We start from the raw sequence: 12413 nt of genomic DNA, 5'->3' as shown, positions 1-12413 counted from the left end.
ATCCGTCAGTAAGGAAGCGGGGAGGGGGAGTTCAGTCCGCGATCAGGCCCTCGCGGAGCTGGGCGAGGGTGCGGGTGAGGAGGCGGGAGACGTGCATCTGGGAGATGCCGACCTCCTCGCCGATCTGCGACTGGGTCATGTTCGCGAAGAAGCGGAGCATGATGATCTGCCGCTCGCGGGGCGGGAGTTTGGCGAGCAGCGGCTTCAGCGACTCGCGGTACTCGACGCCCTCCAGGGCCGTGTCCTCGTAGCCGAGGCGGTCCGCGAGGGAGCCCTCGCCGCCGTCGTCCTCGGGGGACGGGGAGTCGAGCGAGGAGGCCGTGTACGCGTTGCCGACCGCGAGGCCGTCGACGACGTCCTCCTCCGACACCCCGAGCACCGCGGCGAGTTCGGGCACGGTGGGGGAGCGGTCCAGCTTCTGCGCGAGCTCGTCGCTGGCCTTGGTGAGGGCGAGGCGGAGCTCCTGGAGGCGGCGCGGGACGCGGACGGACCAGGAGGTGTCGCGGAAGAAGCGCTTGATCTCGCCGACGACCGTCGGCATCGCGAAGGTCGGGAACTCCACGCCCCGTTCGCAGTCGAAGCGGTCGATTGCCTTGATCAGGCCGATGGTGCCGACCTGGACGATGTCCTCCATCGGCTCGTTGCGGGAGCGGAAGCGGGCCGCCGCGTACCGCACGAGGGGGAGGTTGAGCTCGATGAGGGTGTCGCGGACGTAGGTCCGCTCCGGGCTGTCCGCGGCGACGCCCTTGTCGTCCAGGGCGCGCAGGCGCAGGAAGAGGGAGCGCGAGAGGGTGCGGGTGTCGAGGGCCTCCGGCGTGACGGCCGGCGGGGCGACGAGGGGCTCGTCGGTCCCGGTCGCCGTGTCCGCCGTGTCCGCGGCGGCCGGCGCGGTCGTCTGGGCGGGCACGCCCGCCGACGGGGCCGTCCGCGACGGGACGGCCGTCTGCGCCGGTACGGCCGTCGGCACGGAGACGGGCGTCTGCACGGACGCGGGCATGGGCGTGAGCGTGAGCACCTTCGAGCTGCCCTGTTCTGCGGACATGCCACCCCCTTGAGGTCGCGGACGGTCGTGGTGGCCACGACCATCTGAGGAACGCAGCCTCCACCTGAATACCGGAGGCGGGGCCGCGGCAAACTCGGTTTCTGCAGAATGTCACATGTCGGCAACACGCTGTAGTGACTTGTCGACAAGTACAGGGCGAATATCCGCAGGAAACAAGGGGTGTGCGGCATTTGAGGTGCCGAAAAACTGCTCTGAAAGGGTCTACCCGTTCCAGCTACGCTTCGATCCGATTTGCGGATCTCAATCGGGCGAAGCTGCGGGCGAGGAGCCTTGACACGTGCATCTGTGAGACCCCGAGCTCCTGGCTGATCTGAGACTGGGTCAGATTGCTGTAGTAGCGCAGCATCAGGATCCGCTGCTCGCGCTCGGGCAGCTGGACGAGCAGGTGCCGTACGAGGTCGCGGTGTTCGACCCCGGCGAGCGCCGGGTCCTCGTAGCCGAGCCGGTCGAGCAGACCGGGCAGGCCGTCGCCCTCCTGGGCCGCCTCCAGGGAGGTGGCGTGGTACGAGCGGCCGGCCTCGATGCAGGCCAGCACCTCGTCCTCGCCGATCTTGAGGCGCTCGGCGATCTCGGCGGTGGTGGGGGAGCGCCCATGGGCCGTCGTCAGGTCCTCGGTGGCGCCGTTGACCTGGACCCACAGCTCGTGGAGCCGGCGGGGCACGTGGACCGTGCGGACGTTGTCGCGGAAGTAGCGCTTGATCTCGCCGACGACGGTCGGCATGGCGAAGGTCGGGAACTGCACGCCCCGGTCGGGGTCGAAGCGGTCGATGGCGTTGATCAGGCCGATCGTGCCGACCTGGACCACGTCCTCCATCGGCTCGTTGCGGCTGCGGAAGCGGGCGGCGGCGTACCGCACGAGGGGCAGGTTGGCCTCGATCAGGGCCCCCCGCACGCGGTGGTGCTCCGGGGTGCCCGGCTCCAGGTTCTTGAGCTGCCCGAAGAGCACCTGGGTCAGGGCGCGGGTGTCGGCGCCTCGGGTGCTCTGGGGGCGGGGGCGCGGGGTCTCGGGCGCCCCGGCCTCGTTCTGGGGCGGGACTTGAGGCGCTGCACTGGCCGGCACGTTCACGCCACCCCTTCATGTCAACATCGTCGACTCATCCGTCAAAAGCGGTCATAGCATCACAAGACATGTCCACTGTGTGCAAGCACCGTATAACCACGTGTTGAGGGCAAGTTGGGCGGGTAAACCTTCGGGCCCCCCGCCGATGGACGGCGAGGGGCCCGAAGAGGGAAGTGAAGAGGGTGAGGCTCAGGCCTCGAAGGGGTAGTCGGCGATCACCCAGGTCGCGAACTCGCGCCACTGGCCCACGCCCGCCTGGTGCGCCGGGTGCTCCAGGTAGCGCTTGAGGGCGTCCGCGTCCTCGACGGCCGAGTTGATGGCGAAGTCGTAGGCGATCGGGCGGTCCGAGATGTTCCAGTCGCACTCCCAGAAGCGCAGCTCCGGGATCTGCGAGCCGAGGGCACGGAAGGCCTCGACGCCCGCCACCACACGGGGCTCGTCGCGCTGCACGCCGTCGTTGAGCTTGAAGAGGACCAGATGGCGGATCACGACGGCACTCCCGGTGCTAGTTGACGAGCTCGGTCATGAACTGGCCGATGCCCTGGGCTGCGCTCGATATGCCCTCGAACCCTACCTGGACGAGATCGGCCGCCCGGGCCGGGGACGTGATGATCGTGTACAGCACAAAGGCCATCACCACATACAGTGCGATCTTCTTCGCCTGCGCCATCCGCTCCGCCCTCCCCTGGCCGCCTCCGCCGCGCGGTCGCCGAGTCTAGCCCAGGCCCCCCTCACGGGGCCTTTATGGACCAAGGGCCCTGCGATCGGGGCCTTTTGCCGCCTCCCGGGAGCCCGGCGGGCGAGCAGTATTGATGTCGAGCCCGGCGGATCTGGCAGGAATCCGCAGGGCCCTTGGAACCGGCCCTCACTGCGGGGTCCGCGCCGCGAGCTTCCCCCCTGACTGCGGCGCAGGACTTGCAGGACCGGTTCTCATCGGGGGGAGCGGCTTGTCCCCCCGATGCCGCTCCCCCCGTCCTAAGTCTTCAGCGGTGTGCGTAATCTTGTCATGCGCATGACATTCGACCGGGGGTGGCAGGGCCACGGGGGCATGAAAAAACCTCCCCGAGCCGAAGCTCAGGGAGGTTTCTCTGGCGGTAGCGGAGGGATTTGAACCCTCGGTGAGTTTCCCCACACTCGCTTTCGAGGCGAGCTCCTTCGGCCGCTCGGACACGCTACCGAGAGAGAGCTTAGCCCAAAGGAGCCCTGGACTGAAATCCATAAGTCCGCGCAGGTCAGCGGTCGCGGAAGAACGCGGTCAGCTGGCGGGAGCACTCCTCCTCCAGGACCCCGTGGACGACCTCGGGACGGTGGTTGAGCCGCCGGTCGCGTACGAGGTCCCAGAGGGAGCCGGTCGCGCCCGCCTTCTCGTCGAAGGCGCCGAAGACCACCCGTTCGACCCGCGACTGGACGAGTGCGCCCGCGCACATCACACAGGGCTCCAGGGTCACCACGAGCGTGCAGCCGGTCAGCCGCCACTCGCCGGTCGCCGCGGCCGCCCGCCGCAGGGCCAGGACCTCCGCGTGGGCCGTGGGGTCGCCGGTCGCCTCGCGCTCGTTGTGGCCGAGGGCGAGGACCGCGCCGGCCGGGGAGAGCACGACCGCGCCGACCGGTACGTCACCGGCCAGCGCGGCCTTGTCCGCCTCGGCGAGGGCCAGCCGCATCGGGTCCCGCCAGGGGTCCCGTACGGGATCGGCGCCCGCGCCGGGGCCTTGAACCGCTGCCAGGGGCACTAGCGCACTGCCTCCAGGACTTCCCCGGCACCGAGGAGGTCCGCGATCGTCGACAGGGCGTCGCCGTCGAGCGCCAGCAGCTCGCGCTCGGAGAGGCCCAGGTCGGCCAGGATGTGCCGGTCGCCGACGGGGGCGGCGGGCACGCCGGTCTCCTCGTCGTCCTCGCCGTCCTCCGCGGCCGAGGAGTCGAGGGGTTCGCCGTCCTCCGTGCCGTCCAGGTCCAGCGCGTCCACGTCGGTGTCAGCGTCGCGCGGGTCGTCGCCGAGGATCTCCGAGGTGAGGATCTCCCCGTACGAGGAGCGGGCCGCCGCGGCCGCGTTCGAGACGAAGACCCGGGGGTCGTCCTCGCCGTCGACGCGGACGACGCCGAACCACGCGTCCTCCTGCTCGATGAACACGATCACGGTCTCGCTGTCGTCCGCCGCGGCCTCCCGGGCCAGATCGGCGATGTCCGACAGGGTCTCCACACTGTCGAGCTCTGTATCGCTCGCTTCCCACCCGTCTTCGGTGCGCGCGAGCAGTGCGGCGAAGTACACCTGACTCTCCCACTGATCAGAGGTGTGACGATCCGGCGGTGCGCTCCTGAAGCCCCGCCCAATCGGCATCGTGGCAGAAACGGAGGCCTCAGGAGAGGTCTTCGGCTCTTGCGTCGTGCATCAGTCTGAACGACACCGCGATCGGGCGGGCGTGCGACCCCGGCGCACACGGGGGGCGCACGGCAGGCGGCTCAACGGCCTTCACCCGTACGTCACCGGGGGAGCCGTCGCGGGTCACCGGCGGGCCACCGAAGGACCACCGGCGTGTCGGGGCGTCGGGCCGTCGGGGCGTCGAGGCGTCGGCGCGTCACCAGCGGAAGGTCCGCATGCGCATCGCCTGCCGCATCCGGGCCGCCCGGGCGCGCCGGGGCTGGACGCGGTCGCGCAGTGCCTTGGCCTCGTTCAGTTCGCGCAGGAACTGGGCGCGGCGTCTGCGGCGCTCCGCGTCGGTCTCCGGGCGGGGCTCCTCGTCGGGAGCTCCGCCGGGCTTTCCTTCCAGGTCGGGCATGGGCCACCACCCCAGGACTTAGGTCCGGTACCTGTGTCACCACCTTCCCTCGGAGGCGTGGTCCGATGCCAGTCCCGCGTCCCTCGACGGCATGGTTCGACGCCAGTCCCGGCTACTGTGGAGGCATGCGTCTCCACGTCGTCGATCACCCGCTGGTCGCCCACAAGCTCACCACGCTGCGCGACAAGCGCACGGACTCCCCGACCTTCCGCCGGCTCGCCGACGAGCTGGTCACCCTGCTCGCCTACGAGGCGACCAGGGACGTGCGCACGGAGCAGGTCGACATCGAGACCCCGGTCACGCCGACGACCGGCGTGAAGCTGTCGTACCCGCGGCCGCTGGTGGTCCCGATCCTGCGGGCCGGCCTCGGCATGCTCGACGGCATGGTGCGGCTGCTGCCGACGGCCGAGGTGGGCTTCCTCGGCATGATCCGGAACGAGGAGACGCTGGAGGCGTCCACGTACGCCTCGCGGATGCCGGAGGACCTGTCCGGCCGCCAGGTGTACGTCCTGGACCCGATGCTGGCGACCGGCGGCACGCTGGTGGCGGCGATCCAGGAGCTCATCAAGCGCGGCGCCGACGACGTGACCGCGGTCGTGCTGCTCGCCGCCCCGGAGGGCGTCGAGGTCATGGAGCGCGAGCTGGCGGGCACGCCGGTGACCGTCGTGACGGCCTCGGTCGACGAGCGTCTCAACGAGAACGGCTACATCGTCCCGGGCCTGGGCGACGCGGGCGACCGCATGTACGGCTCCGCCGACTAGCAGCGTCCGGGCAGCGGCTGCTTGGGCTTGTTCAGGGCCACCAGCGCCGCGTCCGCCGCGGCCTTCGGGTCGAGCGTCTTGAAGGCCGTACCGATGATCAGGTCGACGTCCGCCGTGGTGCGGGCGTCGACCTTTGTCGTGGCGCCCTTGAGCTGGGTGCCGAGCACGGAGAAGCTGCCCTTGGTGGCGGCGGGGGCGCCGAGGAGCATTCCGGCGCCGGGGACCTTCTTGTCGTACGCGGCGGGGGCGTTGCCCACCTTGCCGATGGCGAAGCCGCGCTTCTTCAGCTCGTCCGCGGTCGTCTTGGCGAGCCCGGCGCGCGGGGTCGCGTTGTAGACGTTGACCGTGATCTGGGCGGGCTTGGGCAGGGCGGCGGCGGGCTGCGCGCTCGCCTTGGCGACGGGCTTGCAGTCGGCCTGCTTCCCGGCGGCCGTGGTGGTCTTCCCGTCGCCGCCGGTGAAGACCTCGACCAGCTGGAGCGTCCCCCAGCCCGCCGCGCCGAGCACGAGCGCCCCGGCCGCGGCTCCGAGGACGATCCTGCGGCGGCGGTGGGGGCGCCGCATGCGCGGGTAGACCTCGCCCGTGATGCGGTACTTTCCACCCATTCCGGGGGGAGTGAGCATGCTCATGAGCGCAGCGTAATGCCGCCGGTGGGCGATGCCTACTGGATGATCATGTGATCGCGTCCGGATGGGGGCGAAGAGGCCCCGAAAGGATCAGCCGGGGCGCTGAGGCCCCGGGGCGCCGGGGCGGCCGACGGGCCTGGCCCGGGACGGCCGACGGGTCAGTCCATCTCCAGGACGCGGGCGTGCAGCACCTGGCGCTGCTGGAGCGCGGCGCGGACCGCGCGGTGCAGTCCGTCCTCCAGGTAGAGGTCGCCCCGCCACTTCACGACGTGCGCGAAGAGGTCGCCGTAGAAGGTCGAGTCCTCGGCGAGGAGGGTCTCCAGGTCCAGCTGGCCCTTGGTCGTCACCAGCTGATCGAGGCGGACCGGGCGCGGGGCGACGTCCGCCCACTGCCGGGTGCTTTCCCGGCCGTGGTCGGGATACGGCTTTCCGTTACCGATGCGCTTGAAGATCACACGGAAAGCCTACCGGGCGACCGGCTCCCGGCGCAGCCACGCGGGCCCGGTGCGATGCTGGGACAAACCGGGATCAAGTCGTACGCATTCGGGACAGGGGTCCGTCATGAGCGTGAGCGAGCAGCCGTCGTCCACCCCCGCGGCGGAGCCCGAAGCCACGCCTTGGGCGCCGATCGCCGCCGGGTACGCCTTCGGCGGAGCGGCACTCGAACTAGGGGCCCTGCTCTGGGACGGGGAATGTCACCCGGACGCGCGGATCCGCATCCCGCTGCCCATGCTCAACCGGCACGGCCTGGTGGCCGGCGCGACCGGCACCGGCAAGACCAAGACGCTCCAGCTGATCGCCGAGCAGCTGTCCGCGAACGGCGTGCCGGTCTTCCTCGCCGACATCAAGGGCGACGTGTCCGGCATCGCCGCGCCCGGCGCGGACGGCGAGAAGGTCCGGGAACGGGCCGCGCAGGTCGGCCAGGAGTGGACGGCGGCCGGCTTCCCCTGCGAGTTCTACGGGCTCGGCGGCACCGGCCCCGGCATCCCGCTCCGCGCCACCGTGACCAGCTTCGGCCCGGTGCTGCTCTCCAAGGTGCTCCAGCTCAACCAGACGCAGGAGCAGTCGCTCGGCCTGATCTTCCACTACGCCGACGCCAAGGGCCTGGAGCTGGTGGACCTGAAGGACCTGCGGGCGGTGGTCGCCTTCCTGGTCTCGGACCTCGGGAAGGCCGAGCTGAAGGGGATCGGAGGGCTCTCGACGGTGACGGCGGGGGTGATCCTGCGCTCGATCACCGCGTTCGAGCAGCAGGGCGCGGGCGGTTTCTTCGGGGAGCCGGAGTTCGACACGGCCGAGTTCCTGCGCACGGCGGCGGACGGCCGCGGCATCGTCTCCGTACTGGAGCTGCCGGCGGTGCAGGACAAGCCGCAGTTGTTCTCGACGTTCCTGATGTGGCTGCTGGCGGACCTGTACGGGGATCTGCCGGAGGTCGGCGACGTCGACAAGCCGAAGCTGGTGTTCTTCTTCGACGAGGCGCATCTGCTGTTCAACGGGGCGTCGAAGGCCTTCCTGGAGTCGATCACGCAGACGGTGCGGCTGATCCGCTCCAAGGGCGTCGGGGTGTTCTTCGTGACGCAGACCCCCAAGGACGTGCCCGCGGACGTGCTCGCCCAGCTGGGCAACCGGGTGCAGCACGCGCTGCGCGCCTTCACTCCGGACGACGCCAAGGCGCTCAAGGCGACGGTGCGGACCTTCCCCAACTCGGCGTACGACCTGGAGGAGGTGCTGACCGGGCTCGGCACGGGCGAGGCCGTGATCACCGTACTCAGCGAGAAGGGCGCCCCGACCCCGGTGGCGGCGACCCGGCTGCGGGCGCCGCAGTCGCTGATGGGCCCGGTCCCGGCGGCCGACCTGGAGGCGGCGGTGAAGGCTTCGCCGCTGTACGGGCGGTACGCGGAGGCGGTGGACCGCGAGTCGGCGTACGAGCGGCTGACGGCCGAGCAGCGGGAGGCGGAGGAGACGGCGCTGCGGGCGGCCGAGGATGCCGCGGCGGCGAAGGCGGCGGAGAAGGAAGCCGCGAGGGCCCCTCGCCAGAAGAAGGAGGAGCCCTCGCTCACCGAACAGGTCGTCGGCAGTGGGATGTTCAAGTCCCTCGCGCGGTCGATCGGGACCCAGCTGGGCCGGGAGATCTCCCGTTCGCTCTTCGGGACGGCCCGCCGCCGACGCTAGGACGGGCGCTTACGAGGTGACCTCGTCGTGGTCGCCGTGCAGGCCGCCGCCGCTGCCCGCGTCGCCGTTGGTCGGGACGGAGACGACCGGGCGCTTCAGGGAGCTGATGTCGTGGGCGTAGGTGCCCACGGCGTTGGCGATGACGTCGATGTTGACGTCGAAGGCCGTCATGTTGATGTTGGAGAGGTCGTCGCCCTTGGCGTGGTAGTTCACGTCGTAGGCGACGCCCGCCTGGCCGCCGAACTTCGCGGCCTGACCGGCGGTCTTGATGCCCTCGGCGCCGGTGAACGTGCCACCGGAGGCGATGCCGGCGTCGACGAACGGGCCGTAGTCGGAGCGGCCGGTGAAGTCGGTGCCCTCGTGCTGGATACCGCGGCTATCCATGAAGTCGGTGATGTCCCGCTCCAGCTGGGCGGAGCCTTCGGGGCCCGCGCCCGCGCCGACGCCGTCGGAGTTGTCGCCGTCGTAGACGAAGAGCCCGTAGTTCGGCGAGGCGATCATGTCGAAGTTCAGGTAGAGCTTGATCTCCTTCCGGCCGAGCTCGCTGAGGTTGGCGACGTAGTGCTCGGAGCCGAGCAGGCCGTTCTCCTCGGCGGACCACCAGGCGAAGCGGACCTTGTTGCGGACCTTGTCCTTCGACTTGGCGAGCTCCAGGGCGGTCTGGAGGAGGCCGGCGGAGCCGGAGCCGTTGTCGTTGATGCCGGGGCCCGCGGTGACGGAGTCGAGGTGGGAGCCGAGCATCACGGTGTTGGCGGCGTTGCCGCCGACGGTCTCCGCGATCACGTTGTTGGTGGAACGCTTCTCCTGGAGCTGGCGGATCTCGAAGGAGAGGTTGACCGGGCCCTTGGCGAGGTCGGCGACGAGCGCCTCGCCCTCGGCCTTGGAGATGCCGCCGACCGGGACGCCGGTGGCGGAGGGGGCGCCGAGGGTGCCGGAGAGCACGCCGTCCGCGTTGTTGTAGATGATCGCGCCGACGGCGCCGGCCGCGCCCGCGTTCTGCTGCTTGACGGAGAAGTTGCAGCCGCCGCGCTTGATCAGCGCGACCTTGCCGGTGAAGGTGCCGGAGGCGAAGTCGCCCGGCTCGCAGCCGGTGGTGCCGTCCGCGTCGACCGGGACGGCGGCGAGCTCGGCCTTCACGCCGCCGACCGGGGTCGACTTGGTGTAGGTCATCGCGTGGATCACGAGATCGCGGGCGGCGGGGGAGAGGACGGAGACCTTCTCGGCGAGCGTCTGGGTGTAGATGAAGTCGAACTTCTGGTACGTGACGGCGTAGCCGGCCTTCTTCAGCTGCGTGTACACGTACGCGGCCGAGGCGTCGTGGCCGAGGGTGCCGGCCGCGCGGTTGCCACCGGCGGAGTCGGCTATCGCCTGGAACTTCTGGAGGTGCTTGTAGGCGTCCTGCGCGGAGGTCTCGCGGACCAGCTTCTTCGCCAGCTTGGCGGCGTCGCGGGCGGCCGCCGCACCGGGGTCGGGGGTGGCGGTGGCGGGCGCGGCGAGCACGAGCGGAGTGGCGAGTGCGGCCGCGGCCAGAACGGCGGCGGCCCTGCGCTGGGTTGCGTTCACAGAAGTCCTTCCGGATGCGTACGAGATGGAAGGGAAGTTAGCGACGACTGGGGGATTCTGTGAACACATCTGGCTCAATTCATGTCAGGTTGAGCAGGATTGACATCTGGATTTATCAATTCCGGGACGATTTACGTGATTTGACCGGTGCTTTACCAGCCGTGGACGCCTTCGTCGTGCCGGCTGTCTTGCTCGCCTTGGCCGCCGCCTTCATCTCCTGCTTGTGGGCGCGCACCTTCGCCAGGGACTCCGGGCCGGTGATGTCGGCGGCCGAGCGGTAGCAGCTCTCCTCGCCGTACGCGCCCGCCGCCTCCCGCCAGCCCTCGGGCCGCACGCCGTACTGCTTGCCGAGCAGCGCCAGGAAGATCCCGGCCTTCTGCGCGCCGAACCCGGGCAGCGCCTCAAGACGGGCGCGCAGCTCCCGCCCGGTCGCCGCGTCCCGCCAGACGGCCTCGGCGTCGCCGCCGTACTCGTCGACGAGGAAGCGGCACAGCTGCTGGATCCGCTTGGCCATGGAGCCCGGGTAGCGGTGCACGGCCGGCTTCTCGGAGAGCAGCGCGGCGAAGGCCTCCGGGTCCTGGGCGGCGATCTCGTGCGCGTCCAGGTCGTCGTGGCCCATCCGGGTGGCGATCGTGTACGGGCCGGAGAACGCCCACTCCATCGGCACCTGCTGGTCGAGCAGCATGCCGACCAGCGCGGCGAGCGGGGAGCGGCCGAGCAACTCGTCGGCCTCGGGCTGCTGGGCGAGATGGATCTCGGGGCTCATGACCGGATCATCGCGCCCACCCGCCCCGCCCGCGCGGTGGTTCACCCCTTTGCGAAGCGTTCGAGGGCGGTGAGCAGATGGGTACGGGTCTCGTCGTCGCCCAGGTGCCCGGCGCTCTCCACCACCCGCAGCTCCGCGTCCGGCCAGCCGCGCGTCAGCTCCCAGGCGGTGGTGAGCGGCCCGCCCATGTCGAGCCGGCCGTGCACCAGGACGCCGGGGATGCCGGCCAGCCGGTGCGCGTCCCTGATCAGGGCGCCCTCCTCCAGGAAGGCGCCGTGCGCGAAGTAGTGGGAGCAGATCCGTACGAAGCCGAGCCGGGCGGCGTCGACGCGGTCGGTGTACGGGGTGCCCTGGCCCTCCATCGACAGGACGGCGTCCTCCCAGGCGCACCAGTCGGCGGCGGCCTTCTCCCGTACGGAGGAGTCCGGATGGTTCATCAGGGCCGCGTAGGCCGCGACGGGGTCCGCCGAGGTCCCCGCTCCCGCGAGGAAGCGTTCGTGCGCCTCCGGGAAGAAGCGGCCGACGCCCTCGTACAGCCAGGCGGTCTCGGAGCGGCGGGTGGTGGTGACGGCGGCGATGACGATCGCGCCGACCCTCCCCCAGACTTCGTCCGGGGGGACCCCCAGGGTGGGCCTGCGCGTAGGCCAGGATCAGGGTGGATCCCCAGGAGCCCCCGTACAGCAGCCAGCGGTCGACCCCGAGGTGGACCCGGAGGCGTTCCATGTCGGCGACCAGGTGGGCGGTGGTGTTGACCGACAGGTCGGTGGCGGGGTCGCTCGCGTGCGGGGTGGAGCGCCCGCAGCCGCGTTGGCCGAACTGGACGATCCGGTAGCGCTCGGGGTCGAAGAGCCGCCGTGCCCCGGGGGAGGAGCCGGAGCCGGGTCCGCCGTGCACGACCAGTGCGGGCTTCCCCTCCGGGTTGCCGGCGACGGACCAGTACGCCTGGTTGCCGTCGCCGACGTCGAGAAGACCTTCGTCGTAGGGGGCGATCTCGGGGAAGCGTCGGGGTGTTCCGTCGGTGGGCATCCGCCCGACGCTAGCGGTTGGCCCCCACCCGCGCCGCCGGGTTTTCGCACCATTCCAGGACCGAGGGCCACTCCCCGTACCCCGAGTCCGGGGTCAGGTGGACCCCGCCGGGCACCTCGTCCATGTCGAGGCCGAGGGGGATGCCGTAGTGGGGGTCGGCGCCCTCGGGGCAGTACGGGTCGGCCGCCGCCCACACGAGCCGGGCGGGCGCCTTCAGGGCGACGGCGCCGAGGTCGAGCCCGTCGGCGAATCCGGCGATCTCCGGGAGGGAGGCGGTGACGCCGGGGGAGGGCGGCGCGACCAGCAGCACCCGGTCCGCGTCCGGCACCCGCCCGGCGGCCGTGGCCCGCAGCCACAGCAGCACGCCGAGGCTGTGCGCGACGACCACGAACTCGCCCTCGGCGGGGCGCCGTCCGTGCTCCTCCAGCGTGTCCAGCCAGTCGGTGAGCACGGGCGCGTCGGGCTCCGGCAGCTGCGGGTAGCGCACCTCGTGCCCACGCTCGCGCAGCGCGCCGGCGAGCCAGTGGTGCCAGTGGCCGGGCGGACGGTGGTTCTGGTAGCCGTGCAGGATCAGATACGTGGTCATGGCGCCGATCGTGCGGCCT

The 12413-nt window shown here is 71.0% G+C and carries 13 protein-coding genes, 1 tRNA gene and 2 pseudogenes; 2 read left to right on the top strand and 14 right to left on the bottom strand.

Features of this window, described 5'->3' with window-relative positions:
* Positions 1 to 31: 31 nt before the first annotated feature.
* The 8 genes from ABTZ54_RS06595 to ABTZ54_RS06560 form a co-directional block, all read right to left on the bottom strand.
* Positions 32 to 1042: an RNA polymerase sigma factor SigF gene (locus ABTZ54_RS06595; protein WP_351657922.1), complete on the bottom strand. Its 1011-nt coding sequence runs from the start codon at positions 1040 to 1042 to the stop codon at positions 32 to 34.
* Positions 1043 to 1277: 235 nt separating this feature from the next.
* Positions 1278 to 2123, bottom strand: a complete 846-nt coding sequence (locus tag ABTZ54_RS06590) for an RNA polymerase sigma factor SigF (protein WP_329422433.1) — start codon at positions 2121 to 2123, stop codon at positions 1278 to 1280.
* A 189-nt stretch (positions 2124 to 2312) separates the two neighbouring features.
* On the bottom strand, positions 2313 to 2612 hold the full coding sequence (locus ABTZ54_RS06585) for a Dabb family protein (RefSeq protein WP_351657920.1): 300 nt from the start codon (positions 2610 to 2612) through the stop codon (positions 2313 to 2315).
* Between the two features lie 16 nt (positions 2613 to 2628).
* Positions 2629 to 2793: a hypothetical protein gene (locus ABTZ54_RS06580; protein WP_351657918.1), complete on the bottom strand. Its 165-nt coding sequence runs from the start codon at positions 2791 to 2793 to the stop codon at positions 2629 to 2631.
* 419 nt (positions 2794 to 3212) lie between these two features.
* Positions 3213 to 3300 (bottom strand) — tRNA-Ser (locus ABTZ54_RS06575).
* Positions 3301 to 3355: 55 nt separating this feature from the next.
* Positions 3356 to 3784 (bottom strand): tRNA adenosine(34) deaminase TadA, encoded by a 429-nt coding sequence (gene tadA, locus ABTZ54_RS06570; protein ID WP_351658563.1) that lies wholly within the window; start codon positions 3782 to 3784, stop codon positions 3356 to 3358.
* 68 nt (positions 3785 to 3852) lie between these two features.
* Positions 3853 to 4389 carry a tRNA adenosine deaminase-associated protein gene (locus tag ABTZ54_RS06565; protein ID WP_351657916.1) on the bottom strand — a complete coding sequence of 179 codons (537 nt, stop codon included), beginning with the start codon at positions 4387 to 4389 and terminating at the stop codon, positions 3853 to 3855.
* A gap of 307 nt (positions 4390 to 4696) precedes the next feature.
* Positions 4697 to 4897 carry a hypothetical protein gene (locus tag ABTZ54_RS06560; RefSeq protein ID WP_351657914.1) on the bottom strand — a complete coding sequence of 67 codons (201 nt, stop codon included), beginning with the start codon at positions 4895 to 4897 and terminating at the stop codon, positions 4697 to 4699.
* A 125-nt stretch (positions 4898 to 5022) separates the two neighbouring features.
* Here ABTZ54_RS06560 and upp point away from each other — a divergent pair, with 125 nt between their 5' ends.
* Positions 5023 to 5658, top strand: a complete 636-nt coding sequence (gene upp, locus ABTZ54_RS06555; RefSeq protein ID WP_351657912.1) for a uracil phosphoribosyltransferase — start codon at positions 5023 to 5025, stop codon at positions 5656 to 5658.
* On the opposite strand, the gene ABTZ54_RS06550 is transcribed toward upp, so the two are convergent.
* Positions 5655 to 6287, bottom strand: a complete 633-nt coding sequence (locus ABTZ54_RS06550; protein WP_351657910.1) for a LytR C-terminal domain-containing protein — start codon at positions 6285 to 6287, stop codon at positions 5655 to 5657. The genes upp and ABTZ54_RS06550 overlap by 4 nt on opposite strands.
* A gap of 155 nt (positions 6288 to 6442) precedes the next feature.
* Positions 6443 to 6739, bottom strand: a complete 297-nt coding sequence (locus tag ABTZ54_RS06545; RefSeq protein ID WP_017240525.1) for a type II toxin-antitoxin system VapB family antitoxin — start codon at positions 6737 to 6739, stop codon at positions 6443 to 6445.
* A gap of 106 nt (positions 6740 to 6845) precedes the next feature.
* On the opposite strand from ABTZ54_RS06545, the gene ABTZ54_RS06540 reads away from it, so the two are divergent.
* Positions 6846 to 8453: a helicase HerA-like domain-containing protein gene (locus tag ABTZ54_RS06540; RefSeq protein WP_351657907.1), complete on the top strand. Its 1608-nt coding sequence runs from the start codon at positions 6846 to 6848 to the stop codon at positions 8451 to 8453.
* 9 nt (positions 8454 to 8462) lie between these two features.
* On the opposite strand, the gene ABTZ54_RS06535 is transcribed toward ABTZ54_RS06540, so the two are convergent.
* From ABTZ54_RS06535 to ABTZ54_RS06520, 4 genes and pseudogenes are all read right to left on the bottom strand, one after another.
* The gene (locus ABTZ54_RS06535; protein ID WP_351657905.1) at positions 8463 to 10016 is read right to left on the bottom strand and encodes a M28 family metallopeptidase; all 1554 of its coding nucleotides are present in this window, start codon (positions 10014 to 10016) and stop codon (positions 8463 to 8465) included.
* A 115-nt stretch (positions 10017 to 10131) separates the two neighbouring features.
* Positions 10132 to 10782 (bottom strand): annotated as a pseudogene (locus ABTZ54_RS06530) (HhH-GPD-type base excision DNA repair protein); the annotation flags it as partial.
* A 41-nt stretch (positions 10783 to 10823) separates the two neighbouring features.
* Positions 10824 to 11808 (bottom strand): annotated as a pseudogene (pip, locus tag ABTZ54_RS06525) (prolyl aminopeptidase).
* 10 nt (positions 11809 to 11818) lie between these two features.
* Positions 11819 to 12394, bottom strand: coding sequence for an RBBP9/YdeN family alpha/beta hydrolase (locus ABTZ54_RS06520; protein ID WP_351657901.1), 576 nt, complete (start codon positions 12392 to 12394; stop codon positions 11819 to 11821).
* Positions 12395 to 12413 lie beyond the last annotated feature (19 nt).

It is taken from the genome of Streptomyces sp. NPDC094032 (assembly GCF_040303965.1).
Classification (GTDB): Bacteria; Actinomycetota; Actinomycetes; order Streptomycetales; family Streptomycetaceae; genus Streptomyces.
Note: the sequence above shows the minus strand (reverse complement) of the source record. Positions and strands in the feature narration are given on the sequence as shown.

Coding starts and splice junctions, on each gene's coding strand:
- ABTZ54_RS06540 (WP_351657907.1), top strand. CDS start 6,846: ATGAGCGTGAGCGAGCAGCCGTCGTCCACCCCCGCGGCGGAGCCCGAA.
- upp (WP_351657912.1), top strand. CDS start 5,023: ATGCGTCTCCACGTCGTCGATCACCCGCTGGTCGCCCACAAGCTCACC.
- tadA (WP_351658563.1), bottom strand. CDS start 3,784: ATGCGGCTGGCCCTCGCCGAGGCGGACAAGGCCGCGCTGGCCGGTGAC.
- ABTZ54_RS06520 (WP_351657901.1), bottom strand. CDS start 12,394: ATGACCACGTATCTGATCCTGCACGGCTACCAGAACCACCGTCCGCCC.
- ABTZ54_RS06595 (WP_351657922.1), bottom strand. CDS start 1,042: ATGTCCGCAGAACAGGGCAGCTCGAAGGTGCTCACGCTCACGCCCATG.
- ABTZ54_RS06560 (WP_351657914.1), bottom strand. CDS start 4,897: ATGCCCGACCTGGAAGGAAAGCCCGGCGGAGCTCCCGACGAGGAGCCC.
- ABTZ54_RS06550 (WP_351657910.1), bottom strand. CDS start 6,287: ATGAGCATGCTCACTCCCCCCGGAATGGGTGGAAAGTACCGCATCACG.
- ABTZ54_RS06580 (WP_351657918.1), bottom strand. CDS start 2,793: ATGGCGCAGGCGAAGAAGATCGCACTGTATGTGGTGATGGCCTTTGTG.